The sequence below is a fragment of the Embleya sp. NBC_00888 genome (assembly GCF_045207655.1).
Classification (GTDB): Bacteria; Actinomycetota; Actinomycetes; order Streptomycetales; family Streptomycetaceae; genus Embleya.
Window position 1 is genome coordinate 3,541,831 of sequence record NZ_CP108785.1, and the last position, 25,901, is coordinate 3,567,731.

Sequence of the window (25,901 nt, forward strand, 5' to 3'; positions counted from 1 at the left end):
GCGGGCACGGCGGACGGGAGGGCCTTGGCCGCCGGTCGTTCAGGGCCTGCGGTCGTGGAAGGTGCGGCGCAGGTCGCTCACCCAGGCGTCGGGATTCTCCCAGGGGATGAAGTGGCCGCCGTGGTCGTGGGCGTTGACGTTGACGTGGTTGAACCAGGCGGCTTGCGGGCCGGTCTCGAAGGCCCGGACGCGCTGGTCGGCGGTGTGGATGCCGGGCGGGTTCTCGTGGGTGACGAAGGTGAGGCCGACCGGGGCCTGCACGACGGGGGTGCGGTCGTGGGCGGGGGTCCAGGGGTGGCGGTTGGCGTTGGCGTAGTAACGCGTCGACGTGGCGATGGAGTTGTTCACCCAGTAGATGGTGGCGTGGGTGAGCAGGTCGTCCTTGGTGAAGACGGACTCGACGTCGCCGCCGTTGTCGCTCCAGGCCCGCCAGCGCTCCAGCAGCCAGGCGAGCAGTCCGGCGGGTGAGTCGCTCAGCCCGTGGGCCAGGGTGGCGCCGTCGAGCATGTGCACGGCGAGGTGGGGTGCCCAGCGGTGGTCCAGCTCGACGATGCGGGCCCGGACGTCGGCGGGCTGGTCGTCGGTCAGGGGCCGATTCCGGGCGAAGTCCCAGGCGCGGTGGCCGGTGAAGAAGTCCAGCGGCAGCCCGGAGCCGATGTGGATGCCGTACAGCTCGTCGGCGTACTTGTGGCCGAGTTGGCTGGAGACGATCCCGCCGATGTCGCAGCCCCCGGCGGCGTACTTCTCGTATCCCAGGGTCTCGGTCATCAGGGTGTGCCAGAGGTCGGCGACCTTCCAGAAGTTGACGTCCGGAAAGCCGGTGAGCGGCCCGGGGAAACCGAAGCCGGGCAGGGACGGCACGATGACGTCGAACGCGTCGGCGGGGTCGCCGCCGAACGCGGCCGGGTCGGCGAGCGGGTCGATCACCTTCGACCAGTGCCAGAACGTCCACGGCCAGCCGTGGGTGAGGATCAACGGGATCGGGCGGGGGCCACGGCCGGGCTTGCGCATGAAGTGCACCGGGACACCGGCGACGCTCACCTCGTAGTGCTCGTGGCCGTTGATGGCGGCCTCGGCCTTGCGCCAGTCGTAGGTGTCCCGCCAGTAGGCGACCAACTCACCGAGATAGCCGGCGGGGACGCCGTAGGACCAGTCCTCGTTCGCCTCGTCCAGCGGCGGCCGGGTCGATGCGAGACGGGCGCGCAGGTCGTCGAGGACCCGGTCGGGCACGTGGAGCGGGGTCGGCTCCAGGGGGAACGCGTGCGGGGTGGTCATGGCGGAGTCCTTCACCGGGTCGGGGAGGCGGTGTCGTCGGCCCGTCGGGCGGCGACACCGCGCCGTCCGAGTCGGGACGCCGGGGCCTTGGCGGTCAGGTCAGTTGCTCGCGGAGGACCTCGAGCTGGGTCAGCCGGGCCTCGGCGTGCAGGGCGCGGCCCTTGTCGGTGGCGGTGACGAAGACGCCACGGCGATCGGTGTCGCACATCGCGCGCTGGACCAGACCACACTTCTCCAGCCGGGCGACGGCCCGCGAGGAGGCGCTCTGACTCAGGTGCAGGTCGCTGACCAGGTCGTGGATCCGGGACTTGCATCCCTCGGCGGCGATCAGCCGGTCCAGTACCTCGAAGTCGCTCATGGCGATGTCGTGTCGGGCCTGGAGGGCGCGATCGAGTTCGTGGGCGACCCGGCTGTATCGCGACAAAAGGGTGCGCCAACTCTCGATCAGCGGCTCCTCGGTCTTCATCGCGTCACGGTAACGCCACCCGTCATAACATGCAAGCAAATTTATTGCACCCACATTTAATGCGTAGACATTCAATGCGTGCGCATATATGTTCGTCGCCATGGCCCCAACAGTCGAGACCTACGCGGGACCGTCCTCCCGCGAGAAGTCCGTCCCCTCGTCCGCCGCGTCCGCCTCAACATCGTCCGCCTCGCACTGGACCCCCAGACTCTGGGGCGTCCTGGCCGTGCTGTGCCTCGTCCTGTTCCTGGACGGCCTCGACGTCTCCATGGTCGGCGTCGCGCTGCCCTCGATCGGCCACGAACTGGGCATGTCCGCGACCTCGTTGCAGTGGATCGTCAACGGCTACGTGCTCGGGTACGGCGGGCTGATGATGCTCGGCGGTCGCACCGCCGACCTGCTCGGCCGGCGCCGGGTCTTCCTGATCGCACTCGCGGTGTTCGCCGCCGCCTCACTCCTGGGCGGGCTCGTCGACAGCGGCGGCCTGCTCATCGCCAGCCGCTTCATCAAGGGTCTGGCCGCGGCCTTCACCGCGCCGACCGCACTGTCCATCCTGACCACGACCTTCCCCGAGGGCCCGGCCCGCAACCGAGCGCTGTCCGTCTTCTCCGTCTTCGGCGCGAGCGGCTACTCGTCCGGCCTGATCCTGGGCGGACTGCTCACCGAGTTCGGCTGGCGCTGGACCTTCCTGACCCCCGTACCGCTGGCCGTTCTCGCCCTGGTGGCCGGGTACTTCCTGATCCCGCGGGACCGCCCCGCCGACTCCGGCGGCCACGACCTGGTCGGCGCCGTGACCCTCAGCGGCGGCATGCTGCTCGCCGTCTACACCGTCGTCTCCGCGCCCGAACGGGGCTGGACCGCGCCGCTCACGCTCGGTTCGGTCGTACTGGCCGCCGTACTGCTCACCACGTTCGTGTTCGTCGAGAAGCGCATCGCCCACCCGCTCGTGCGCTTCGGCATCCTGCGGATCGGCACGGTGGTGCGGGCCAACCTGAGCATCGTCGCGCTGATGGGCTCCTACATGAGCTTCCAGTTCATGATGACGCTCTACCTCCAGGACGGCCTCGGCTGGTCCGCGCTGCGGATGGCGCTCGCGCTGCTGCCCGCCGGTCTGGTCGTCGCCTTCGGATCGCCGTTCACCGGCCGCCTGATCAACCGCTACGGCACCGCGCCGCTGCTGATCGCGTCGATGGCCTCGATGAGCCTGGGCTACGGGTGGTTCCTGGCCACCGCCGGCAGCACCCCGAACTACGCCTTCACCGTGCTGCCCACCATGCTGCTCCTGGGCGGCGGCTTCGCCTTCGGCTTCAGCGCGATCATGTCCCAGGCCACCGAGGGCATCGAGGACTCCGAACAGGGCCTCGCCTCCGGCCTGGTGCAGACCTCCGGCCAGGTCGGCGCGGCCCTCGTGCTCGCCGTGGTCACCGCGGTCACCACCGGCGCCACCGCCGGGGACACCGACTTCGGCGCCTACCGGCCCGGGGCCAACCTGGTCACCGGAGTGGCGATCGTGGGTCTGCTGCTCAACATCGTCCCGCTGCTCGCCTCCTCGCGCCGTCGGGCGCGGACGGCCGACGCCGACGGCACGACGCGCCTGTCCTGACCGTACCCGGGCCGCGCCGGCATCGAGGCGCGAACCCGACCCGCACGACCCGCACGACCCGAAGGCCGGCTCCGATCGGCATCGGCACCCGAGCTCCCACGCGCCGAACCGCGCGTGGGGGCTTCGGCGTGTGTGGACGGCACCGGGCGTGCCTTCGACCGTGGTGCGCTTTTTCAGGGCGTCAAGGGCACCGGCCTGATCGTGGACCGCACCGACTGCCGCTCCGACAGTGCCTGGGCCGGCGGTCTGTGCCGGCCCATCGACCGCTGAGCACTCGAAGACCCGGGCCTGCTCGGTGTGACCCACCCACCCACCCACCCACCCGCGCGGGTGGGTGGGTGCGTGGATCGTCGTGGACGCCCGCCGGCGCGACAACGGGGCGTGCGACGATGGCGACACTGCCGCCGATGGACTGAGCCGACGCCGACGCACGGCGCGGACCTGATCGGGGGAATCGCCGGCACGGCCGTGCCCGGGCGGGTGTGTCGGGACGGCAGCGCCGAGGGCCGCGGCGTGCCCGGGTGGCGCCGCGACGATCCCGGGCCGGGCGTACATCGAATGGTGCAGCCACGGTTCGGTCGTGCGCACGACGCCGGCGCGGGCCGGTTTCCGGAGAGTGGACGAGGTAGGGGGCGTTCACGAAGGGACGGGCACACATGCGCGGCGCGAAGAGTCGAGTGGGAGCGGTGGCACTGGCGGCGGTCTTCGGGGCCGGGATCGGCGTGGCCCCGGCCGGTGCGACCGGTCCGGTTCCAACGGCCGACCTGCGGGCCGACAGCGACCGGGACGGTCGGGTCGCGCTACGCGGATCGGGCGACGAGGCCGCCGAGGAGACGGGCCGCGAGGCGGTGTTCCTGCCCAATCTGGACGACGACGGTCGTCGATGTCGGCTCGAACCCGGCGACCTCGACCGGCTCGACATCGCGGTCGACGAACGCCTGGCAGCCTGCAACGACGCGGCGAACGAGGTGGTCGACGGGCCCGCGGACGAGCGTGACCTCGCGCCGCTGCGGGTGCTGCCCGCACGGGTGGGACACGGCGCGATCGGCCGGGTGGAGGTACCCGCGGCACAGCGCGAGTTGGTGCGGCTGTTCATCCGCCGCGGTGGTTCCCTCGTACCGTTGGGCGACGCGACGCTGACCGCCCGCGAGTTGCGGTCGGGCGTCGAACTCGCCATCGAGGCCCGGGATGTGCCGCGTGACCAGGCGCGATGGGACGGGCGCGTCGCGATCACGCTCACGGTGTCCGAGGCCGGCCGGACCGCCACGGACACGGTACCGATGCGGGTGGCGCCGGTCCTGGTGCACAACGACCTGCAACGCGCCGAGCGGATCATCGCCGCGAAACCCGGCCCCGGCGCGGGCACCCCGGTCGAGATCCCCACCCATCCGAACCCGGGGTGGCCCGCCGACTGGGAGCCGTTCGCGAAGTCCCTGACGGACGCGGCCGTTCGAGCCGGACTGGGATCGGACGCGGTGCGCTTCACCGAGGGCACCGAGCAGTGGTGGCGGGACATCTGGCGGCAGGACATCTTCGAACCCGGCACGGTGAGCATGCCCGCCCCGGATGGCGCGGCCCAGGTCATGCGCGTTCTGCTGCGCTCGCCCAACCACTGGAGCTCGCCCACCGGAGACTCCGAATCTCTGCGTCGGGCGGGCCGGTTGATCTTCCGCGACCTGCGTGGCCCCGATATCGCGGTGGTGCAGCAGTACACGAGCGACCGCACCGCGGCCGTCGACGACATGCTGAACTTCACCGGCAACTTCGAGTCCGTCCCGGCGTTCCCGGGATCACCGCAGGGCCGGATCGTCTACGGGTCGGCCCCCTCCCGGATGCCGGACCAGTCGTTCGTCCGGATGCTGGCCGCCCAGGGGCAACAACCGCCGATCGCGATCGACACGTCGTGGCTGGTGGTCGGGCACGCCGACGAGACCGTACACGTGGTGCGCGCGGACAACGCGCGCGGCTGGACCCTGATGGTCGCCGACCCGCGGCTCGCGGTCGACCTGTTGCGTCGGGCGCGGGCGGCGGGCGCGGGCGGGGAGCGACTGTTCGCCGACACGACCTCGCCGAACCGGCCCACGGTCGACGAACTGCTCGCCGCCGACTGGTTCGCCCGGACGAACGAGTCGGCGGCCGGCCACATCGACGGCCAACTCGCGGTACTGCTGCGTGAGACGGGTCTGCGGTGGGATGAACTCGTACGCGTTCCGGTGCTGCTCGTGCCGGGTCGGCTGACCCCCGACAGCCCGGAGCGCGCCATCGCGTTCTCGCCCGCCATCGTCAACGGACTGTCGTTGACCGCACGGGACTTCGCGGCACCGGATCCGCACGGCCCACGGGTCGCGGGCGTCGACGTGTTCCGTGCCGAGACCGAACGGGCGCTCGGCGCACAGGGGGTGAGTACCCGGTGGGTGGAGAACTTCTCCTGGGCCCACATCGGCGGCGGCGAAGTGCACTGCGCGACCAACGCGCTGCGCGACCCGAGCGGCCCGACGCCGTGGTGGCGGGAGCGGTCGGAGGCCGCCGGTACGTGATCGGCGGCGGTCCGCGCCCGGGCGTTCGGGGACCGGGCGATCGGGGACCGGCGCCCATTCGACGGGCGGTCGTGCCGTCGGGTCAGGTCCGGGCCGGATGGCGTGCGCGTAGCGGGCTCTCGCCGAGGAGTTCCAGGCCCAGTGAGGTCAGCGAGTGCAGGACCGCGCTACCTCGCCGGGTCGTGGTGATCAGCCGGGCGTTCCGCAGCACGGTCGCGTGTTGGCTCGCCGACGCCGCCGAGACGTTCAGCCGACGCGCCAACTCCGTGGTCGTGCAGCCGTCGTTGATCACGGTCAACGCGGCGGCCCGAGTCTGGCCAAGGAGCGCGCCGAGCGCGCGGTCGTCGCCCACGCCGGGTTGCCACAGCGCGACGCCGTCCTGGAGGTCGCGCACGGTGGGCACGGTCAGCACGTACGGCGCGGCTTCGTCCTGGACGTCCCAGAGCACCACCGACTCCCGCCAGACGAAGAGCGTCGGTGCGATCACCAGGCCCCGGCCACCGAGCAGGATGTCGTGGTCCTTGCGATGCCGTACTTCCAGGACCGGCGGATTCCAACGGATGAGCGGTACGCACAACCCGGCCAACAGGCCCTCGACACCGCTGTCGAGCAGCGTGTGGGTGTAGCGGCTGCGGGCCGCCTCCAGGTGCGAGCGCACCCGGTCGTGGAAGGGCGCGACCGTCACGTCATGGCAGGCGCGCAGCGCCTCGGCGAACTCGCGGCGCGGTTCGAGGGCGCCGTCCAGGAAGTCGCGCACCCAGGTCGAGTACGCGGGGGCGAAGGTCAGATGCGCGAGTTCCGCGCGTAATCGCGCGCCGGGTACCGCGAGCAGGTTCTCGATACTTTCGTCGAGGGAGGGGGAGTCCCCGACCAGCGTGCGCAGATCCAGGCCCGGGCCGCGGATGGGCATCAGCGCGGTGAGCGGACCGGGCGCCGCCTCCAGCCGCGCGGCCACCTCGGTGCGCCAGGCCCGGAAGGGCAGCGGTCTGCGCGGACCGTGCAGCAGTTCCAGGCTGTGGTACGTCTCGGCCGCCGCACCGACCGTCGTGGCCAATCGGGTCCGGGCCAGGTCCTCCGCGGTGAAGTGGATCCGCAGCACTCGTGTACTCCGAGGGTCGGGTGGATGGTCGGGGGTGTTTCGTCCGAGACGTGCCTTGCGTCGGCCTCCCGTTCGATGCGTACGTCCTCGGGAGGACCACGACAGTGTGCGTCCTCGGCGACGCTGCGACCAGCGGGTTTCAGTCCAGGCTGAAAGGCGTTTCCGGACAACGGCCGATCGGCCAGGCTTCGGGGACGGGGTGAGCGGACAACGTCGTCCGCCCGCCGGGGAATGCGAGCCGGGGTGGAGGGGCCCGGGCGCGAGGCCACAGAGGTGGAGGCGGCGGGCTCGGCCGGAGATCCGACACGGGGCGGAAGCGCGGGCCGAGAGAAGACGTCGTCGGGACCCATGTGGTGATCGTGCCCGGATCTCGGCCCCGTCCGACGGGGACGGGCGGGGAATCCATCGTGCTCGGGATCGGCCGGGGGTGGGCGGACGTACGCTCGCCTCCGGCCGCGCGTTCCGGGCGAGGGGTCGGGTCGGGTCGGGGGCTCGCGGTCGCAGGAGCTCAGGAGCTCAGGAGCCAAGGGGCTCAGGCGAAGGCGTTCACGCCGGTCAGGGCGCGGCCGATGAGGAGTTTCTGGATCTGGCTGGTGCCTTCGTAGAGTGTCATCACGCGGGCGTCGCGCAGATACTTGCCGACCGGATACTCGTCGATGTAGCCGTATCCGCCGAACACCTGGAGCGCGTTGTTGGCCGCGCGTACCGCGGCCTCGGAGGCGAACAGCTTGGCCACCGAGGACTCGGTGGCGAACGGCAGCCCACGATCGATGTGGTCGGCGACCTGCCAGGTCAGCAGCCGGGCGGCGCGTACGTCCACGGCGATGTCGCTGAGCAGTTCCTGAACCAACTGGTGGCCGGCGATCGGTTTGCCGAACTGTTCGCGCTCGCCCGCGTGGCGCACCGCCGCGTCCAGGCACGCCTGCCCGATCCCCACACAGCCGGCCGCGACCGACATGCGGCCCTTGGCGAGCGCGGCCATCGCGACCGAGAAGCCCTTGCCGAGTTCGCCCAGGCGCGCGGAGTCCGGCACCCGGACGGCGTCCAGGACCAGTTCGGCGGTGGCCTGTCCGCGCAGGCCCAACTTGCCGTGCACCTCCCGGCGTTCCAGACCGGGAGTGTCGGTGGGCACGAGGAACGCGGTGACGCCCTTGTGGCCCGCCTCGCCGGTCCGGGCGAACAGCAGCGCCAGGTCGGCCCAGGTGCCGTTGGTGATGAACATCTTGGCGCCGCTCAGCAGCCAGTCGCCGCCGTCGCGCACCGCGCGGGTGGCCAGATTCGCCGCGTCCGAGCCGGTGTTCGGCTCGGTGAGCGCGAAGCAGCCCAGCGCCTCGCCCGCGCAGAGCCGAGGCAGCCACGCGTGCCTTTGCTCCTCGCTCCCGTACGTGGCGATCGACTTGGCGACCAGGCCGAGCGAGACCGACACGATGCCGCGCACGGCCGAGTCGCCGCGCCCCAGTTCCTCCAGGACGAGACAGTAGGCCAGGTGGTCGCCGGCCGATCCGCCGTACTCCTCGGGAATGGTCAGGCCGAGGAAGCCCAGCCGGCCCAACTTCGCGACGATGCCCGGGTCGACGGACTCGGCGCGGTCCCACTCGGCGGCGTGCGGGACGAGTTCGCGGTCGGCGAACCGTGCGGCCAGATCCCGCACGGCGTCCTGTTCGTCGGTCAACTCCAGGTTCATGGGCCGGCTCTCCTGATCCTCGGAATCGGGTGCTCGCGACTCGGCCGGGCGACGGACCGCCGGCTGGGCCACAGTCGCGTGCGGCCCCGCCACCGTCGGGGCCGCCGTCGACCGCCGTCGACCGGTCAAATTAGCAGTGCCGATATCTTCCGCGCGGAACACGGAACCCCGGCCCGGCGGCGTGCGTCGCAGTGCCGGGCCCGAACACCGGTCGGGCCGACGCCGATTCGGGTCGAACGGGAGCCGCACTTGCGCGCGTACAACCACACCCTCGCCGCCGCGATGCTTGCCGGCACGCTGCTCCTGGCCGGCTGCGGCGCGGACTCGACGCCGGTGGGGATCGGCACGCCCACCGCGACGCTCGGTGCCTCGACCCCCGCGGTCGCCGAGACCGGCGAGGACAACACGAAGCTGGACGACGCCGCGCTGAAGAAGAGCATCCAGGCGGCGGGCCGCGGCGTCTCGACCGTGCGCGCCATCGGCGACGTGCAATCGCACGACGGGCGCCAAAGGATCGGCTACGAGCTGCGCTTCGACCAATCGCGGAGGAGCTACATCGGCTCCATGACGGTGGACGGGCGAACGATCGAACTGCGTCGGATCGGCGCGGACCTGTACCTGAAGGCCGGCGCCGACTACTGGACGGCCACCGGCAAGCTCGCCGACCCGAGCGACGCCGGGCGAGTGCACGAGAAGTACGTCAGGATCGAGGCGGAAAACTCGCGATTCGAGGACGTCACCGAGATCGCCGACTACGGCAGCGTCGCGACGGTCGTGATGGACTGGGGATCCACGCCGATGCGCCGCTCGGAGGAGATGCTCGACGGCCGGCGGATGCTCGTGCTGACCCTCCCCGACCCGGACGACGGCGACACCCGCCTGTACGTACCCGCCACCGGAAGTCCGGTGCCGGTGCGGCTCCTTGCCCCGGGCCCATACACCGTCGACTGGTCCGATCCCGGCAAGCCGGTGGAGATCACCGCCCCTCCGGCGGCGGCCACGGTGGCCCTGCCGCCGCTGAACCACGAGACCAGGCCGTCCGCCGGTTGATCCGTGCGCGGCTTCGGTCGGGGACGCTCGGGCGGGACTGCGTCAGCGGCCCACGGGCACGGTGACGAACAGTGCGCCGGCCGTTCCGGCGAGCACCAGGTAGACGCCCAGATGCGCCACGCGATACCGATTGAACCTGGGCTTGTGGGGCCACAACCACGATGTCAACGCGACGGGCACGGAAGCGACCGCGAGCCACGCGGCCCGGTTCACCGCAGCGGTGGCCTCCGGGCAGTCGGCGGCGGAGTTGCAGGAGTCGAACGCCATCGCACTCAGCCCGAACAGGAAGAGGTGCGCACCCGCGACCGGGACGGTCAGGATGGTGGCGATGATGGGAGCGGCCGGCGAGCCACGCCGGGACGCGGGTGTGCCGGCGTGGTGCACGGACCGGAGCGAAGCCTCGTGGGGTGTCATGTGGTCAGCTCATCACCGGGGGACCGGCACGGGATGAGTACGGGTACTCATTTGCTCGGTTCACCCGGAACCGGCGCGGCGGACGAGCCACTCCGGGTGTGCTCGCGCTCGGCGACGCGGTGTGTCTCGGAGGTGAACAGAACGCGGAGGCAAGGCAGTTGCACGTCGCGCGGGAGGCGAAGTCGGTGCAAGCCGCCGACCCGCGCGCGGCGATGCCGTGCCCGCGTTCGAGGCGGCCCCGTGGCGGGGCGGGTGGTCAGGAGCCCAGGTAGCGAAGGATGGCCAGGACTCGGCGGCTGTAGCCCGGGCCGGCGGCGTGGGCCAGGTCGAGGCGGTCGAAGATCGCGTTGACGTGCTTCTCCACCGCGCTCTGCGACACGTGCAGGGCCTGTGCGATGGCGGCGTTGGTGCGGCCCTCGGCCATGTGCGCCAGCACCTCGCGCTCGCGTGGGGTGAGCCGGTCCAGCGGGTCGACGTGGCTGGTCCGGGCCAGGAGTTGGCGCACCACCTCGGGATCGAACGCGGCGCCGCCGGCGGCGACCCGGTTCAGCGCGTCCAGGAAGTCGTCCACGTGCGCGACGCGGTCCTTGAGCAGGTAGCCCACCGCCGCGCCGTCGTGGGTCAACAGCTCGACCGCGTACCGCTTCTCGATGTACTGGGACAGGACCAACACACCCACCCCCGGCAACCGGCGCCGCACCTCCAGAGCGGCGCGCAGGCCCTCGTCGGTGTGCGTGGGCGGCATCCGTACGTCGGCCACCACCACATCCGGGACGTGTTCGAGGACCGCCTCGACCATGGCGTCGCCGTCACCGACGCCCGCGACCACCTCGTGCCGCTCGTCGGCGAGCAGTCGGGCCAACCCCTCGCGCAGCAGGGCCGAATCGTCGGCCAGGACTATGCGCACGGTACCTCCGCGGTGATCGTGGTGGGCCCTCCGGGCGGGCTGTCCACCCGGAGGGTTCCGTCCAGTGCGGCGACCCGACGGGCCAGCCCGGACAGTCCGCCGCCGGCGGGATTCGCGCCGCCGACGCCGTCGTCGACGATACGTACCCGCACCGCGTCGCCGGCGCCCGAGACGCGTACCGTGACGGCGTCGGCGCCCGCGTGTTTGACCGTGTTGGTGACGGCCTCGGCGACCACGAAGTAGACCGCGGTGGCCACGATCGGCGCGGGTTCCGCCGCCACGTCGTACGTCAACCCGACCCGCACCGGCGCCCGCTCGGCGATCGTCTCCAGGACCGCGCGCAACCCGCCGTCGTCCAACCCCGTGGGATGGATCCGCCAGGCCACGTCCCGCAGATCGGTCAGCGCCTGCTGAGCCTGCTCGTGCGCCTGACACAACAACTCGTCGGTGCGCGCGGGATCGTTGCCGCGCCGAGCCCGGCCGATCAGCATGCCGAGGGCGACCAGGCGCTGCTGCACCCCGTCGTGCAGGTCGCGTTCGATCCGCCGGCGCTCCTCGTGCACCGCCTCGACCACGCCCGCCCGGCTCGCCGCCAACTCGTCCACTCGAAGCCGCAACAATGCGCTCGGGTCCGGTTCGAGCAGGCGCCGGGCCAGCGCCCGTTCGGTGTCCGCGAGCCCGACCAGGCCGTACAACGCCAGCGCGAGCAGGGCCGGCCCGGACGGGAGCAGGATGGCCACGTCGGAGGTGGTGGTGTTCGGACTGCCCGTCGCCCACGCGCCCACCATCACCGCGGCGAACCCGGCGCCGCCGACGATGAGCACCAGGAGCGCGCCGCCGAGCAGCCCGACGGGCACCCGTGCCGCCAGGTAGCGGACCAGGCGCCTCGGCTCGGTCGGGGTGGGGTGGACCGGGTCCCCGGGGCGGGCCAGGCGTGCGCGCTCCAGGTCGGTCAGGGCGCGGGCGCCGCGCGTGATCAGGCGCAGCACGCCGCGGCGCGGGCGCGTCCGGGAGCGGGGGACGAGCGCGTACGACAGCCCGGCGCCGGCCAGGAAGAGCACTTCCGGCAGGGCGGTCGCGGCGCCCACGAAGACCACCCGGACGGCGCGCAGGGCAGTCGTCGCCGCGCTACGGACGACCGTCCCGAACCCACGGGCGTGCCGGGTGTCGTCGACCGGACCCGAACCGTCCAATGCCCCTGCTCCCGTCCTGTCCCGTCCTCGTCCCCCGTTTGTGCACGTCACGGCGGTGCCCCGAGCCTCTCATCCGGTCCTCCGGCCGAACCGCGTGGGTCGCCCGACTTCGGCCGAACCGCGTGGGTCGCCCGGCTCCGGCCGAACCGCGCGCGGCGCCCGGCTTCGGTCGAACGGCCCGGGTCGCTCGGCCCCGTCCCGCCCGTCGGCCTCCGCTCGACGCCGCCGGACCGGTCGACCTCCCACCCCGGTCGACCGTCCGGTCACCCGCCGCTCGCCATCGCCTCGCGCAGGTCGACCCGGGCCGCTCGGCGGGACGGGAGCCACGCGGCGAGGGCGCCGACGGCGACCGCGCCGACCAGGACCGCCCCGCACGTGGCCCACGGGACGGCGAGCGTGTCGAGGCCCTTCGTGGACAGCACGCGCTGGGTGGCCGCGCCCCAGGCCAGGCCGGGCAGCAGGCCCAGTACCGCGCCGACCACGGCGATCAGCACCGCCTCCGTGCGGATCATCCGGCGCACCCGGCGCCGGGTCAGCCCCAGGGCCCGCAACAGCGCGATCTCCCGGGTGCGTTCGACCACGGACAGCGCGAGTGTGTTGACCACGCCCAGTACGGCCACCAGGATCGCCAGCGCGAGCAGCGCGTACACCAGGTCCAGGGCGAGGGCGACCGTGTCGTGCAGCGCCTCGCGGTAGCTGTCCCGGTCGCGCACCTTGGTCTGCGGGAAGCCGGCCAGGCGCTCGGCCAGGGCCGCGTACACCCGGTCCCGGTCCGCTCCCGCCGCGGTGGTCGCGAAGTACACGTCGTCCAACGGCATTTGCTCGGCGGGCAGGTTTGCCCGGGCGACGTGGGCGCCGATGTAGGTGGCGCCGGAGGCGAACACGTCGCCGTCGCGGACGATGCCGCCGACGGTGAGCCGCGCGGTGCCACCGCCGTGGAAGCGCACCCGCACCGGATCGCCGAGCCGCAGCCGGTGCTCGTCGGCGAATGCCTGCGGCACGGTGATCCCGTCGCCGCCCGGGGCCAGTGTCGAGCGGGCGTCGCCGGCGGTGAAGGTCAGCTTGAAGTCGTCGGTGAACCGCTCGGTGGTGGCGGTCAGATCGTGATCGCGGTCGGTGCCGTGCGCGGTGATCAGGTCGGCGCGCACGGTCTGCTGTGCGGTGACGTGGTCCAGGCCCGGCGTCTCCCGGACCACGCGGGCCACCTGTTCGGTCATCGGGCCCGAGGAGAGCACGAAGTAGTCGGCATGCACGGTGCGTTCGAGTTGGCCGTCGACCGAGGTCACCAGCGACGCGGCGACCAGGGACAGGAAGCTCACCAGCGCGATGCCCACCATCAGAGCCGACGCGGTGGCCCCGGTACGCCGCGGGTCGCGAATCGCGTTGCCGCGCGCGAGCCGACCGATCGGTCCGGACCGGCGCGCGACCAGTCGGTCCACGCCGCGGACGGCCCATACGCTCAGGATCGGCGCGCCGGCGACGGTACCGACGAGGGTGAGCAGGACGCCGACCGCGAGCAACGACCCGGCCGCCGCGAGTTCGTCGGCGCGTACCGCGAGCAACAGCGCGCCGGCGCCCAGCAGTCCGGCGGTGCCGGCCACCAGGTTGCGGCCCCGCAACGAGCGCCCGGTCGCGGGTCCGGCCACCCGCAGCAGCGCCGCCATGGGGGAGACCCGACCGGCCCGGCGCGCGGGCAGGTACGCGGCCACCAGGGTGATCAGCACGCCCACCGCGTACGCGGCCACCGGCGTCGACCAGCGCACCGTCGGCCCGCTCGCCGCCGGGGCGTCGCCGACCTGTCCCACGACCCGGATCAGCCCGGCCGCGAGTCCGACGCCCAGGGCCAGTCCCAGCGTCGATCCGGCCACGCCCAACAACCCGGCCTCGCCCAGGATCAACCGGTTGACCTGGCCCCGCCGGGCACCGACGGCGCGCAGCAACCCGCTCTGTCGGGTGCGCGCGGCGACCAGCATGGAGAACGTGTTGCCGATCAGGAACACGCCGACGAGCACCGAGATCCCGGCGAAACCGAGCATCAGGTAGGTGACCACGTCCAGCGAGGCGCCGGCGGCGTCGCCCCGGGCGGCGGCCTCCTGATCACGGGTGCGCACGGTGAACGGGGCGGGATCGGTCAACGCGGCCAGCACCTGCTGCCGCAGTCGCGCGTCGGCGACCCCGGGTGCGGCGGTGACCGCGATGGACGTGAATCGTGCCGTCGCGCCCAGGAGTCGGCGTTGCGCGGTGGCCGAGTCCACGAACACCTCCGCTTCGCGGGCCTGTCCCGCCCGCTCCTGCCCCAGACCCACCACGGTCGCCTCGAAGGTGCCGGGTATCGCCATGATCCGCAGCCGGTCGCCGATCCGAATCCCGTGCGCCTTGGCGGTGTTCGCCGCCACGACCACCTCGGCCGGGCCGCCGGGGGCACGTCCTTGGCTCACGCGCGGCGCGGACCGGGGATCGGCCGGCCAGTCGGCGACGGTGTCGCCGCGCGTACTCAGCGGTTTGCCCCGGCCGTCCAGGACCACGACGTCCGGGACGTGCACCCGGCCGTACGCGGCGCGCACGCCCTCGGTCCGGGCCACCGTGTCGAGCACCGGGCCGGGCACGGTCGCGGGCAGGCCGGTGCCGTCCTGTCGATCGCCGCCCTGACGGGGTGTCACCGTCACGTCCGCCGCGGACCCCGAGAAGGACGCGCGTGCGGAGGCCGCGACCGAGTCGCGGAAGACCAGGGTTCCGGCGACGAACGCGGTACCCAACGCGATGGCCACCAGGGCCAGAAGCATCCGAGCCTGGTGCGCCACGACGCCGCGCAGCGCGATCCGGGTGAGCGTCACCGTCGCACCTCGTCCGCGTCGTTCCCGATCGTGCCGGGCATGCCCAACGGGTGCGCCGACCCGCGATCGGGCGCGGGTCGGTACGTTCGCCCGGGGCCGTCGAACCGCCTCATCCGCGCGAATACGGTGTCCGCCGTCGGTTCGGCCAACTCGTCCACGATCCGGCCGTCGGCCAGGAAGACGACCCGATCGGCGTAGGCCGCCGCGTTCGGGTCGTGGGTGACCATGAGTACGGTCTGGCCCCACTCGCGCACGCCGCGGCGGAGCAGGTCGAGCACCTCGGTCCCGGCCCGGGAGTCCAGGTTCCCGGTCGGTTCGTCGGCGAAGACGATCTCCGGTTTGGATACCAACGCCCGTGCCACCGCTACGCGTTGCTGCTGACCGCCGGACAGCTCGGCGGGTCGATGAGCCAACCGGCCGGTCAGACCGGTGGCCGCGACGATGCGATCCAGATGGGCCCGGTCCACCCGGCGGCCGGCGATCTCGACCGGCAGCGTGATGTTCTCCAGGGCGGTCAGCGTGGGCAGCAGATTGAACGCCTGGAAGACGAACCCCAGTCGGTCGCGCCGCAGTTGCGTCAACGCGGTGTCGTCGAGCCCGGCCAACTCGGTACCGCCGACCGCCACACTGCCCTCGGTGGCGGTGTCCAGCCCGGCCAGGCACTGCATCAGCGTCGACTTGCCGGAGCCGGACGGCCCCATGATCGCGGTGAAGCCGCCGCGGAGGAGATCCACGTCCACGCCCGCCAGGGCCGCGACCCGGGTCGCGCCCGACCCGTACTCCTTGACCAGTCCCCTGGCCCGCGCGGCGAACGGCGACGTCTCCCGCGCGCCCTCGGCGACCGCTGCCGTCCGCGTCCTGCTCCTCGGCATCCGCCGACCTCCTCGCTCGCCCGATGGGGCCTCGTTCCGGTCGGAACGGGCCTCGAATCACCGGTAGGAGCAGCCTCCAAGATCGCCGACGCCCGGACCATGGGGCGCGGCACCGACCCCACCTGCGGAAAACCACACCCCCCGCGAGTCCGCCGCGTGGGGACGGCCGCGGCCTGGACGGGGCAGGCGCGGCGCGGGACTTTGCCGGAGTGTGCCGATGGTCGGGCGGGTGTTGACGGTGGTTCGGCGCGCTGTGAGCGTTTTATTCGCTCGGGCGACGAACCCGGCGCGTGGGGTGGTCCGTTCGTCCCGGAAGCGGAAGCGGAAGCGGAAGCGGAAGCGGAAGCGGAAGCGGAAGCGGAAGCGGAAGCGGGGGCGGCGGCGGTCGGATTCGTGGTCGGGGCGTGCCTTCTACCCGAGGAGCCTCGATGCATCGCAGCACGTTGACGTTCGGGTCGGTCCTGGCCCTGGCGGTCGGCCTGGTGGTCGGCACGACGGCGCAGTCGACCACGGAACGAGCACGGCCCGTTCTCGCCCCCGACGCCCGGGCCGCGGCGATCGCCGCGGCCGACCGGGCGATGGCCGACACCGGCACCTCGACCGGGACGCCCGGCGAGCACTACCTGCGCCGGTCGGTGCTGCCCTGGGTCGGCGACATCTACTCGATCTCGTACGAACGCAGCTACCGCGGCCTGCCCGTGGTCGGCGCGGACGCCGCCGTGTTGGCCGACGGTCGGGGGCGGGTGCACGCCGTGCAGACGGCCGACGACGTGCACATCGACGTCGCGACCACGCCGAGCGTCGGCCGGCCCACGGCCGAGGACACCGCGCGCACCCGACTGCCGGTGGTGGACCGGGTCGACACGAGCCGCCTGGTGGTGCGGGTGGGCGCGGGGGCGGCGCACCTGGCCTGGGAGACCGTCGTGGTCGGCCGGACCGACACCGCGCCGAGCAGGTTGCACGTCTTCGTCGACGCCGGGTCCGGCACGGTGCTCGACTCCGTCGACGAGGTGCACGCCGGGATCGGCCACAGCCAGTGGAACGGCCCGGACCCGATCACCATCGACACGACACACTCCGGCAGTACGTACACCCTGCGCGACCCGATCCGGGCCAATCTGAGCTGCGCGAAGTACGGCGGCGCGGTGTTCGCCAAGCCCGTCGACGAGTGGGGCAACGGCAACCCCACCACCATCGAGACCGGGTGTGTGGACGCCCTGTGGGCGGCGCAGAAGCAGTTCGACATGTTCCGGAACTGGCTCGGCCGCAACGGGCACAACGGCAACGGCGGGGCCTGGCCGCTCCAGGTCGGCCTCAACGACTACAACCTGTACTGGGACGGGAACAAGGTCGTGATCGGTCGCAGCACCCAGAACCAATGGATGTCGGCGATGGATCTGGTGGGCCACGAGTACGGGCACGCCATCGATCAGACGACCCCGGGCTTTCCGTTCACCGAACCGGGCCTGGCCGAGGGACTCGCGGACATCATGGGCACCCTGACCGAGGCGTACGCCAACGAGCCGGCGCCGTTCGACACCCCGGACTACACGATCGGCGAGATGGTCGACCCGTTCGGCAGCGGCCCGCTGCGCTTCATGTACAACCCGTCGATCCGCGGCGACGCGAACTGCTACACATCGGCGATCCCGAGTATGGACCCCTACCGGGCGGCGGGCGTGTTCAACCACTGGTTCTATCTGCTCGCCGAGGGCTCCAACCCGGGTGGCGGCAAGCCCACCAGCCCGACCTGCACCCCGACGCCGGTCACCGGCGTGGGTATCAAGATGGCCGCCAAGGTCGTCTACTACGCCCTGATGTCTCGCGCCGGCGGCACCAACTACCGCCAGGAACGCCGGCAGACCCTGTACGCGGCCAAGGCCCTGGACCCCACCTGCGACGTCTTCAAGAAGACCAAGGCCGCCTGGGAGGCGGTCGCCGTGCCACCCGCGGCGGGCGAGCCGGTCTGCCCCTGAACCGACCGACGCCCGCCGGCTACCGGCTACCGGTACCCGGCGGGCGTCACGCGTCAGCGGCGGCTCAGCATCGGCAGGCGGGAGCGGGCCGAGTGCGCGGCGATGGTGTACCAGATCTGGACCAGGTCCACGACCCGGCCCGGGTCGGCCACCTCGCAGCGCACGGTGAGCTGGTCCACCCGCTCCGCGCCCGGCACCGCCGCCGCGACCTCGGCGGCCAGCGGGATCTGGAAGCCGACCTCGAAGACGAACGTCTCCGGCAGTGGCAACGGCTCCAGGTTCCCGGCCTGCTCCACGGCCGCCGCCGCGCTGGCCCGGATCAGGTCCTGGGCCACGGACGGATGCACGCTGTTCGCCGCGGTGATGCCCTCGGCCGTCTTGACCGGGACCGTGATCACGCCCGGAAACGCCGCGGCCGTCGCGGCGCAGACCTCGTTGTCGCCGGTGACCAGCCCCACCGGGACCCCGTGCTGCGCCGCGAGCAGCCCGTTGACCTCGGCCTCGGTGACGGGGCTGCCGTTGAGCCGTACGGTCGCGAAGTCGGACGAGAAGGTGTGCGCGAGCACGCCCGGGGTGGCCGCCGCCGCGTGGTAGCCGACGAACAGCGCGACGCCGTGGTTCGGGCCGAGCCCGTGCGCCATGCACTGCGCCTTGGGGCTGCCCTGGATCACCCGTGCGCGCCGGTCCAGGCTGCGCGCGAGCAGGTTGTCCATGGTGCCGTGGCTGTCGTTGATCAGGACGTTGTCCGCGCCCGCCGCGAACGCGCCTTCGATGGCCGCGTTGGCCTCGCCGGTCATCATCTCCTGCGCGTTGGCGTAGCCGCCGCCTCCGGGCACGATCTGGTCGATGGTGGCGATGCCCGCCACACCTTCCAAGTCGATCGAGATGTATACGTCCATGGGTGTGCTCCCGTTCGTCGCCCTGTTCGGCCGGTCCCGCGCGGCGTGCGATGCCCTGCCGAGCATCACGCACGGTCCCGCCGCCGGTCGTTGGCGATTCGGACAGGGCCGGCGACGGTTCTTCGTCGGCGACGACGAGTCAGGGGTCTCGGCCGCTGCCTACCGTGATCGACCACCGCGGTACACCCGCCGCTCTTCGAGGAGGTGCCCGTTCATGGCACGATCCATCCCGCCGCAGGCCGCCGCGACCCCGGCGTCCGGCCGGTCGGACGTACCGAGCCCGGCCGAGTCCATGCCGACCCCCGAATACCTCGAGGCCCGCCTCGCGGAACTCGCCGAGCAGGCGGGAATTCCCGGCGCGAGCATCGCCGTTCGGGTCGGCGATCGGACCGTCGCGGCGGCGGTGGGCGTGCTCGACACCGAGTTCGGCCACCCCGCGACCACCGACTCGCTGTTCCAGGTCGGCTCGATCACCAAGGTGTGGACCACGACCCTGGTGATGCAACTCGTCGACGAGGGCCTGATCGACCTGGACGCGCCGGTCCGCACCTACCTCCCCGACCTGCGCCTGGTCGACGAGGACGCGAGCGCTCTGGTGACGATTCGTCATCTCCTGTGTCACACCGGCGGTTTCGAGGGCGAGCTGTACGACGACTTCGGTCGCGGCCACGACGCGCTCGAACTGATGACCGCCGGCCTGGCGACCCGGGCCGAACAGCTGTTCCCGCCGGGTTCGACGTTCTCCTACTGCAACAGCGGTTTCGACCTGCTCGGTCGGGTCGTCGAGGTGCTGACGGGCCGGACCTGGGAGACGGCGCTGCGCGAACGCATCGTGGTACCGCTGGGGCTCGCCCACGTGGCCAACGACGCGGCCGAATCGATCCTGCACCGGACCGCGATCGGCCACCTGGGCGGAGCCGACGGCCCGGTCAAGGCACCGATCCACCACATGTCCCGCTCCGGCGGCCCCTCCGGGGGCATGCTCGCGATGAGCGCGAGCGACCTGTTGGAATTCGCTGCCGCGCACGTCCGCCGAGGACTGCTCCCGGACGGGACGCGCCTGCTGTCGGAGGCGTCCGCGCTGGCGATGCGCGAGCCGCAGGTCGAGATCATCGGGGACGGCCGGCTCGGCAGGTCGTGGGGACTGGGCTGGAACCTGTACGACTGGCCGGGCGAGGCGGTCATCGGCCACGACGGCGGCACGATCGGTCACAGCGCGATGTTGCGGGTGGTGCCCTCGCGCGAGTTCTCCATCGCGCTGCTGACCAACGGCGGTGCCCTGTATCTCGCCTACGACCTGGTCCGCGAACTGCTCGGTTCGCTCGGCGGCGTCGAGGTGCCGGACCTGCCCGCGCCGCCCGCCGAACCGGTGTCGATCGACGCCGGGTACGTCGTCGGCACCTACGCGTCGCCGGCGCTGATCGTCGACGTCGCCGAGACCGAGGACGGCCTGACCGTGACCTCGCGCGCGCACGGGCCCATCGCCGAGATCGTCGGCGAGGATTCCGCCGGCTCGCGAGTGGTGGCCGCGGACGCGCGCACCCTGATCACGGCCGAGCGCGAAGGTGGCCGACACCCGATGTACATCTTCCTCGGGGACGGTGCACAGGCCGAGTTCCTGCACGTGGGCCGGGCGATGCGCCGGGTCCGGGACACCGACGCCGAGCGGGAGGCCGCGGACTCGGCCTGATCGTGCGGAGGAAAGGACGCGGATCTCGACCGTCGGCGTACCACCGACGGTCGAGACGCCCTAGGGGCAATACCGGTGTTTTTAGGTCTTTCTGCGGCAGGTTGGGGTGGTGCGGGTCGGTCCGACGAGTGTGACGTCGGGTGGGTTCGGTGGGGGTGTGTTGCGGTGTTCGGTTCGCTTGAGCGCCCAGTTGGACATCTTGCGTTTGATGACGCGGGGGTTGGAGCGCAACCGCCTCGGCGGCAGGGGCCGTTCGTGGATCTCACACAGGGTGGCGAGGAGTGCGACGGCGAGTCGGGAGGGGGGAAAACGCCGCCTGGCCGGTGACGTGGCGGCGGACGACGCGCAGGGTGCGGGTGAAGGACAGCCTGTCCGGGTCGCAGTCCACATCCCGAGCGGCGTGGTGCATCAGGTCGCGCAGGGCGTGGTGGACCAGGAGAACACCGAGGATCTCCTGTTCGACACCCGCCGGGTGACGGGAACGCAACACGTGGCCGGGACCGCCCTGGTGGGTCTTGATCTCGTCGAGGGCGGTCTCGATCTCCCACCGCTCGTGATACAGCGCCGCCAACTCGGCGGCCGGAGCGGCCGAGGGATCGTGGACGGTGGTGATCAGCCGATACACGATTTCCTCCCCACCGGGTGGACCCAGGGTGTACTCGACCACACGGACCCGGATCGGATCGACGCGCCGGCGGTCGTGACCGGCGAAGATCTCGGACAGGTAGGACCCGTCGGGCAGGGAGGTCAGGACCGGGAGCACGGCGTTGCCCTTGATCCGCCACAACAGGTCCGCACCGGTCGCGGACGCCTCCCGCCACAGTTCGAAGTCGTGGAAGCCCCGGTCGGCCAACAGGAGCATCCCGGGTTCCAACGACGCGAACAACCGCCGGGCCGCGGTCGTTTCGTGCACGGCGAGCGGCGCGATGTCGGCCGCGAACACCACGTGGGTGCCGCACTCGACCAACACGGCCACCCGTGCCTGCGGATACGCGCTCCGACCCTGGCCCCGACTCGTACCCGGCCGACCGAAGAAACCCGCGTTCGCCTCGCTGTCGGGCAGGTCGAAGGTCGTGCCGTCCACCGCGACCAGACGGCGCCCGCGATACCACGCCCCGACCGTCCCCGGCACCGCCACCGGGCGACACACCCGAGCGAACAACACCCTCAACGGCTCCGGCCCCAACCGCAGCCGCGCCCGCCCGATCGCCCCGGTCGTCGGAACCCGCCACGTCCCCACCCACCGACGCTCCCGCTCCAGACCCTGCGTGAGCAGACGCGCGACCTCCTCGTAGCCCTGACCCGAGAACAGACACATCGCCAGGACGAAGTAGACGACCACCCTCGCCGGCAACAACCGACGACGCTGCTCGACCCGCCCACACCCCGCGACCACCTCGTCGACCAACTCCGGCGGAAACGCACGCGTCAACACCCCCAACGCGATCCGATCCGAGAACCGCTCACCCGTCGACGACTTCACCTGCCCAGGCCTTGGCACAACCCATCCAACGAGCGAACCCCATCAAAGTCACTGGTATTGGCCCTAGAAGACTCATGAAGATGTTGCGTTCTGGCCCCGCCGCGTCAGCGGCGGGACCAGACTCGTTTTCATGGTGCAGGGGGAATGGTCGGGTGAGTTGATCGGGCCGGACGTGTGGGCGACGTGTCGGGAGCTGATCCCGGCGGGGAGTGTGTTCGCGTTCCTGGCCGAGCATCGCGAGGCGTTGTTTCCGGCGGTGATGTTCGCGGACATGTATCCGTCGGCGAACGGGCGTCCGTCGATGCCGCCGCAGGTCCTGGCGGCGGCGATCACGTTGCAGGCCCTGAACGGGCTCTCGGACTTCGACACCGTGCAGGAACTGCGGTGCGACCTGCGGTGGAAGGCCGCCTGCGGGCTCGGCCTGCACGACATCGCGTTCGACCCGTCGCTGTTGGCGTACTTCCGTCGCCGCCTGGCCCGGTCGGCGCGTCCGGACCGGGTCTTCGACGCGGTCCGCGAGGTCGTGCGGGCCACCGGCGTGTTGAAGGGCAGGCAGCGTCGGGCGGTCGACTCCACCGTCCTGGACGACGCGGTCGCCACCCAGGACACCGTCACCCAACTCGTCTCCGGAGTGCGCGCGGTGATCCGTGAGGTCCCCGACGCCGCGGCCGTCGCGACCGAACACTGCCGCGCCCACGACTACACCGACCCGGGGAAACCCAGGATCGCCTGGAACGACCCGGCCGCCCGAGCCGATCTGGTGGACGCCCTGGCCCGCGACGCGTTCCTGCTGCTGGGGAACCTGCCCGACCGCGAGCACGGCGAACGCGCGGCGAACGCGATCGGCCTGCTCGCGCTCGTGGCGGGGCAGGACGTGGAGCCCGCCGACGGCTCCGACGGCCGCGACGGCAGGTGGCGGATCACCCGGGGCACCGCCCCCGACCGCGTCGTCTCGGTCGTCGACCCGCAGTCCCGACACATCCACAAGACCCGCAGCCGCCACCAGGACGGTTACAAGGCCCACCTGGTCGTGGAACCCGAGACGCTCCTGTTCACCGCGGTGGCACTCACCCCGGGTTCGGGCGCCGAACACCACGAGGCGAACGTCGTCCTCGACCTTCTCGCCGACGAGCCGGACCCGGTCGACCTCCTGGGCGACACCGCCTACTCCACCGGCGACGCCCGCGCGGTCCTGGAGGCCGCCGGGCACCGGTTGTTCCTCAAACCCGCCCCGTTGCGCAGCGCGGTGCCCGGCGGGTTCACCCTCGACGACTTCGCCGTCGACACCACCGCCCACACCGCGACCTGCCCGGCCGGCCACACCGCCGCCCTGGCAGCCCCCGCCGGACAACACCGCCAACGCAAGGCGTTCTTCGGCGACCACTGCACCGACTGCCCGCTCCGAGGCCGGTGCACCAAGGCCGAAGCCGGGCGGACCCTCACCATCCGTCCGCACCACGACCACCTCGCCGCCGCGCGTCGACAGGCCGCCACCGACCTCCATTGGCAGGCCGAGTACCGGCGTTGGCGCCCACCGGTGGAACGCGCGGTCGCCTGGATCGTCGCCCGCGGCAACCGCAGACTCCGCCACCGCGGCACCGCCCCCAACGATCGTTGGCTCCACGTCCGCGCCGCCGCGATCAACCTGCGGACCCTCATCCGCCTCGGCCTCACCCACGACGGCACCACCTGGCGCCTGCCCACCACCGCCTGAGCGGGGCACAGCACCCGAAACGCGACCCGTTCCGCCACTGACGCGACGGAACCGGTCCCAAGATTTTCATCGACCTTCTAGGGGATGTCCTGCTCGGCCCAGACGATCTTGCCCTCCGGGGTCCGGCACGAACCCCAGCCGCGGCAGAGCATGTTGATCAGTTGCAGGCCCCGGCCGCCCTCGTCGCTGAGCGAGGAGTGCTGGATCTGCGGCAGGTCGGGCCCGGTGTCGGACACCTCCACCACCAGCCGGTCGTGGCGCAGCAGGCGTAGTTGGCCCGGGGCGATCCCGTAGCGCAGGGCGTTCCCGACCAGTTCGCTGACCACCAGCTCGGTGACGTCCGAGAGGTCCTCGAGCTGCCAGGCCGCGAGCCGCTCCCGGACCAGTTTGCGGGCCACACCCGCCGCCGAGCCGTTGCCGGGCAGGTCCCACGTGTACAAGTCCGTGCCCAGGAGCGGCGGTTGGGTTGCCGCGACGAGGACGACGGCCTCGTCGAAGCGGGCGCCGCCGCCGGTGACGAGGTCGCCGAGCGCGCCCGAGTCCAGCTCGGTCGGGCTCATCGAGGCGGCCCGGGTCCGCAGCCGGGCCAGTTGTACGTCGATGTCCTCGGTGCGCGACTTGACCAGCCCGTCGGTGTAGAGCACCAGCCGACTGCCCGGCGGGACGGTCAGCCGCAGTGGGTCGTACGGGATCACCCCGGAGCCGATCGGCGCGCCGATCGGCACGTCCACGAAGGACGCCTTGCCGTCCGGGGCGACCAGCAGGGGTGGCGGGTGTCCGGCGCTGACCAGGGTGTAGGTCGACTCGGCCGGATCGTAGACGGCGCACAGGCAGGTGGCGACCTGGTCGTCCTCCAGGTCGCGGGCGGCCAGGTCCAGCCGGGCGAGCATGCGCTCCGGCGTCAGGTCCAGGGCCATCAGGGTGCGGGCGACGGCGCGCAGCACGCCGGTGGTGGCCGCGGCGGACAGGCCGTGGCTCATCACGTCGCCGACCACGAGGGCGGTGCGCCCGCCCGGCAGCGGGGCCACGTCGTACCAGTCGCCGCCGACGCCGAGCGGGTCGGCGGTCGGGATGTACCGGGAGGTCGCCGCCAGACCGGGGGTGCGCGGGGTGACCCGGGGGAGCAGGTTGCGCTGGAGTCGGGCCACGTGCTCGCGCTCGCGGCTGTACAGCCGCGCGTTGTCCACGTCCACCGCGGCCTTGGAGGCCAGTTGCAGGGCCAGCGCGAGGTCGGCCTCGGAGAAGCCGGGCCGGCCGCCCGCGCGGATGAAGTCGGCCGAGCCCAGGAGCACGCCGCGGGCGATCAGCGGCACCATCATGTAGGTGTGCACGCCCGCCTGGCGCAGCTTGGCGGCGGCGCTGGGGGTGGGCGCCAACTCCTCGTAGTCGTCCGGCCCGAAGCTGGAGATCAGCAGCGGCCGGCCGTCGGCCAGGGCTCGGGTGAAGCGCGAGTCCCGGTCCGGGGAGGACGTGGACAACTCGCCCACCGCGTCGGGTTCCAGATCGGCGACTCGGTCTATCGCCGCCACGGCCATCGCCCGCCGGACCGGTCGGCCCCGGCCGCTGGGGCGGAGTCCCTCCTCGCCCTGGATCACCGATTCCAGGAGATCCACCGCGGCACCATCGGCCAATCGGGGGACGGCGAAGTCGGCGAACTCCTGTGCGGTGGTCTTCAGATCCAGCGTGGTACCGATCCGCAGACCCGCCTCGTTGAGCCAGTTGAGCTGATCGCGGGTGGCGCGGGTGCGACTGCCCGCGGCCGGCGCCGCGCTGCGTCGACGCACGTGTCTCCGGCCGCGCCCGCCATCCACTCTCCCGCTCACCCGCACCTCTTTCCGTCGGCACCGGATCGTCGCATGTGACTCTGCCGCCCGCCGTACCCCCGAACCCACCCCACAAGTGATTCGGTCGGCCGACGCGTGGGTTGCGACTGTACCCGCGCCGACTTGCGATTGCATGGAATCGATCGACGTCGAGGGCGCGCTCGAGTCGTTCCGTGACCTGCGCGGCGATCACCGGCCGGTCCGGATCCGGCCCATCGGGCTCGGCGTGGGGGCCGTCGAGGCGTCGGGCCCGGCGCGTCGGGGTGCGGCGGATGCGACGGCCGGGCCCTGTCCGGCGGATCCTGGTGGATCGGGCCGCGTCGTGAGCGCGGCGAGGAGCCCGAAGGGCGGATGCCGTGCGTCGGCGTGCCGGCGAAGCAGC

The 25,901-nt window shown here is 72.2% G+C and carries 18 protein-coding genes; 6 read left to right on the forward strand and 12 right to left on the reverse strand.

Annotation, left to right across the window (positions count from 1 at the left end; genetic code table 11):
* Window positions 1-39: 39 nt before the first annotated feature.
* The gene (locus OG948_RS49825) at window positions 40-1,275 is read right to left on the reverse strand and encodes an epoxide hydrolase (protein ID WP_331771676.1); all 1,236 of its coding nucleotides are present in this window, start codon (window positions 1,273-1,275) and stop codon (window positions 40-42) included.
* A 94-nt stretch (window positions 1,276-1,369) separates the two neighbouring features.
* Window positions 1,370-1,741 (reverse strand): MarR family transcriptional regulator, encoded by a 372-nt coding sequence (locus OG948_RS49830; RefSeq protein WP_331771677.1) that lies wholly within the window; start codon window positions 1,739-1,741, stop codon window positions 1,370-1,372.
* 100 nt (window positions 1,742-1,841) lie between these two features.
* On the opposite strand from OG948_RS49830, the gene OG948_RS49835 reads away from it, so the two are divergent.
* Complete coding sequence (locus OG948_RS49835) at window positions 1,842-3,344, forward strand: MFS transporter (protein WP_331771678.1); 1,503 nt, start codon at window positions 1,842-1,844, stop codon at window positions 3,342-3,344.
* A gap of 656 nt (window positions 3,345-4,000) precedes the next feature.
* Complete coding sequence (locus OG948_RS49840) at window positions 4,001-5,881, forward strand: protein-arginine deiminase family protein (RefSeq protein WP_331771679.1); 1,881 nt, start codon at window positions 4,001-4,003, stop codon at window positions 5,879-5,881.
* A gap of 82 nt (window positions 5,882-5,963) precedes the next feature.
* On the opposite strand, the gene OG948_RS49845 is transcribed toward OG948_RS49840, so the two are convergent.
* Both OG948_RS49845 and OG948_RS49850 read right to left on the reverse strand, forming a co-directional pair.
* On the reverse strand, window positions 5,964-6,980 hold the full coding sequence (locus OG948_RS49845) for a winged helix-turn-helix domain-containing protein (protein ID WP_331771680.1): 1,017 nt from the start codon (window positions 6,978-6,980) through the stop codon (window positions 5,964-5,966).
* Between the two features lie 532 nt (window positions 6,981-7,512).
* Window positions 7,513-8,664, reverse strand: coding sequence for an acyl-CoA dehydrogenase family protein (locus OG948_RS49850; RefSeq protein ID WP_331771681.1), 1,152 nt, complete (start codon window positions 8,662-8,664; stop codon window positions 7,513-7,515).
* A 249-nt stretch (window positions 8,665-8,913) separates the two neighbouring features.
* Here OG948_RS49850 and OG948_RS49855 point away from each other — a divergent pair, with 249 nt between their 5' ends.
* Window positions 8,914-9,714, forward strand: a complete 801-nt coding sequence (locus OG948_RS49855) for a hypothetical protein (RefSeq protein ID WP_331771682.1) — start codon at window positions 8,914-8,916, stop codon at window positions 9,712-9,714.
* 42 nt (window positions 9,715-9,756) lie between these two features.
* Here OG948_RS49855 and OG948_RS49860 read toward each other — a convergent pair whose 3' ends face one another.
* From OG948_RS49860 to OG948_RS49880, 5 genes are all read right to left on the reverse strand, one after another.
* A complete protein-coding gene (locus OG948_RS49860) occupies window positions 9,757-10,128 on the reverse strand; it encodes a hypothetical protein (protein WP_331771683.1) in 372 nt (123 codons plus the stop codon).
* Between the two features lie 256 nt (window positions 10,129-10,384).
* Window positions 10,385-11,035, reverse strand: a complete 651-nt coding sequence (locus tag OG948_RS49865; protein ID WP_331771684.1) for a response regulator transcription factor — start codon at window positions 11,033-11,035, stop codon at window positions 10,385-10,387.
* Complete coding sequence (locus OG948_RS49870) at window positions 11,026-12,228, reverse strand: sensor histidine kinase (RefSeq protein WP_331771685.1); 1,203 nt, start codon at window positions 12,226-12,228, stop codon at window positions 11,026-11,028. The genes OG948_RS49865 and OG948_RS49870 overlap by 10 nt, the downstream gene beginning before the upstream one ends.
* Window positions 12,229-12,491: 263 nt before the next feature.
* Complete coding sequence (locus tag OG948_RS49875; RefSeq protein WP_331771686.1) at window positions 12,492-15,062, reverse strand: FtsX-like permease family protein; 2,571 nt, start codon at window positions 15,060-15,062, stop codon at window positions 12,492-12,494.
* Entirely contained in the window at window positions 15,059-15,934 is an 876-nt protein-coding gene (locus tag OG948_RS49880; protein ID WP_331771687.1) for an ABC transporter ATP-binding protein, read from the reverse strand. Before OG948_RS49880 ends, OG948_RS49875 begins: the two co-directional genes overlap by 4 nt.
* Before the next feature lie 428 nt (window positions 15,935-16,362).
* On the opposite strand from OG948_RS49880, the gene OG948_RS49885 reads away from it, so the two are divergent.
* Window positions 16,363-17,910 carry a M4 family metallopeptidase gene (locus OG948_RS49885; protein ID WP_331771688.1) on the forward strand — a complete coding sequence of 516 codons (1,548 nt, stop codon included), beginning with the start codon at window positions 16,363-16,365 and terminating at the stop codon, window positions 17,908-17,910.
* 53 nt (window positions 17,911-17,963) lie between these two features.
* Here OG948_RS49885 and OG948_RS49890 read toward each other — a convergent pair whose 3' ends face one another.
* The gene (locus OG948_RS49890) at window positions 17,964-18,809 is read right to left on the reverse strand and encodes a M55 family metallopeptidase (RefSeq protein WP_331771689.1); all 846 of its coding nucleotides are present in this window, start codon (window positions 18,807-18,809) and stop codon (window positions 17,964-17,966) included.
* A gap of 214 nt (window positions 18,810-19,023) precedes the next feature.
* Between OG948_RS49890 and OG948_RS49895 the strand changes: the two genes are divergently transcribed.
* Window positions 19,024-20,499, forward strand: a complete 1,476-nt coding sequence (locus tag OG948_RS49895; RefSeq protein WP_331771690.1) for a serine hydrolase domain-containing protein — start codon at window positions 19,024-19,026, stop codon at window positions 20,497-20,499.
* A gap of 262 nt (window positions 20,500-20,761) precedes the next feature.
* Here the strand turns inward: OG948_RS49895 and OG948_RS49900 are convergent, their stop codons facing one another.
* Window positions 20,762-22,000: an IS4 family transposase gene (locus OG948_RS49900; RefSeq protein ID WP_331771691.1), complete on the reverse strand. Its 1,239-nt coding sequence runs from the start codon at window positions 21,998-22,000 to the stop codon at window positions 20,762-20,764.
* Between the two features lie 115 nt (window positions 22,001-22,115).
* Here OG948_RS49900 and OG948_RS49905 point away from each other — a divergent pair, with 115 nt between their 5' ends.
* Window positions 22,116-23,696: an IS1182 family transposase gene (locus OG948_RS49905; protein WP_406300908.1), complete on the forward strand. Its 1,581-nt coding sequence runs from the start codon at window positions 22,116-22,118 to the stop codon at window positions 23,694-23,696.
* Between the two features lie 77 nt (window positions 23,697-23,773).
* Here OG948_RS49905 and OG948_RS49910 read toward each other — a convergent pair whose 3' ends face one another.
* A complete protein-coding gene (locus tag OG948_RS49910; RefSeq protein ID WP_331771693.1) occupies window positions 23,774-25,480 on the reverse strand; it encodes an ATP-binding SpoIIE family protein phosphatase in 1,707 nt (568 codons plus the stop codon).
* Window positions 25,481-25,901: the final 421 nt, after the last annotated feature.

Excerpts from the sequence above, each read along its gene's own strand:
- OG948_RS49825 (WP_331771676.1), bottom strand. The coding sequence starts at position 1,275 with ATGACCACCCCGCACGCGTTCCCCCTGGAGCCGACCCCGCTCCACGTG.
- OG948_RS49830 (WP_331771677.1), bottom strand. The coding sequence starts at position 1,741 with ATGAAGACCGAGGAGCCGCTGATCGAGAGTTGGCGCACCCTTTTGTCG.
- OG948_RS49835 (WP_331771678.1), top strand. The coding sequence starts at position 1,842 with ATGGCCCCAACAGTCGAGACCTACGCGGGACCGTCCTCCCGCGAGAAG.
- OG948_RS49840 (WP_331771679.1), top strand. The coding sequence starts at position 4,001 with ATGCGCGGCGCGAAGAGTCGAGTGGGAGCGGTGGCACTGGCGGCGGTC.
- OG948_RS49850 (WP_331771681.1), bottom strand. The coding sequence starts at position 8,664 with ATGAACCTGGAGTTGACCGACGAACAGGACGCCGTGCGGGATCTGGCC.
- OG948_RS49860 (WP_331771683.1), bottom strand. The coding sequence starts at position 10,128 with ATGACACCCCACGAGGCTTCGCTCCGGTCCGTGCACCACGCCGGCACA.
- OG948_RS49880 (WP_331771687.1), bottom strand. The coding sequence starts at position 15,934 with ATGCCGAGGAGCAGGACGCGGACGGCAGCGGTCGCCGAGGGCGCGCGG.
- OG948_RS49885 (WP_331771688.1), top strand. The coding sequence starts at position 16,363 with ATGCATCGCAGCACGTTGACGTTCGGGTCGGTCCTGGCCCTGGCGGTC.
- OG948_RS49890 (WP_331771689.1), bottom strand. The coding sequence starts at position 18,809 with ATGGACGTATACATCTCGATCGACTTGGAAGGTGTGGCGGGCATCGCC.
- OG948_RS49895 (WP_331771690.1), top strand. The coding sequence starts at position 19,024 with ATGGCACGATCCATCCCGCCGCAGGCCGCCGCGACCCCGGCGTCCGGC.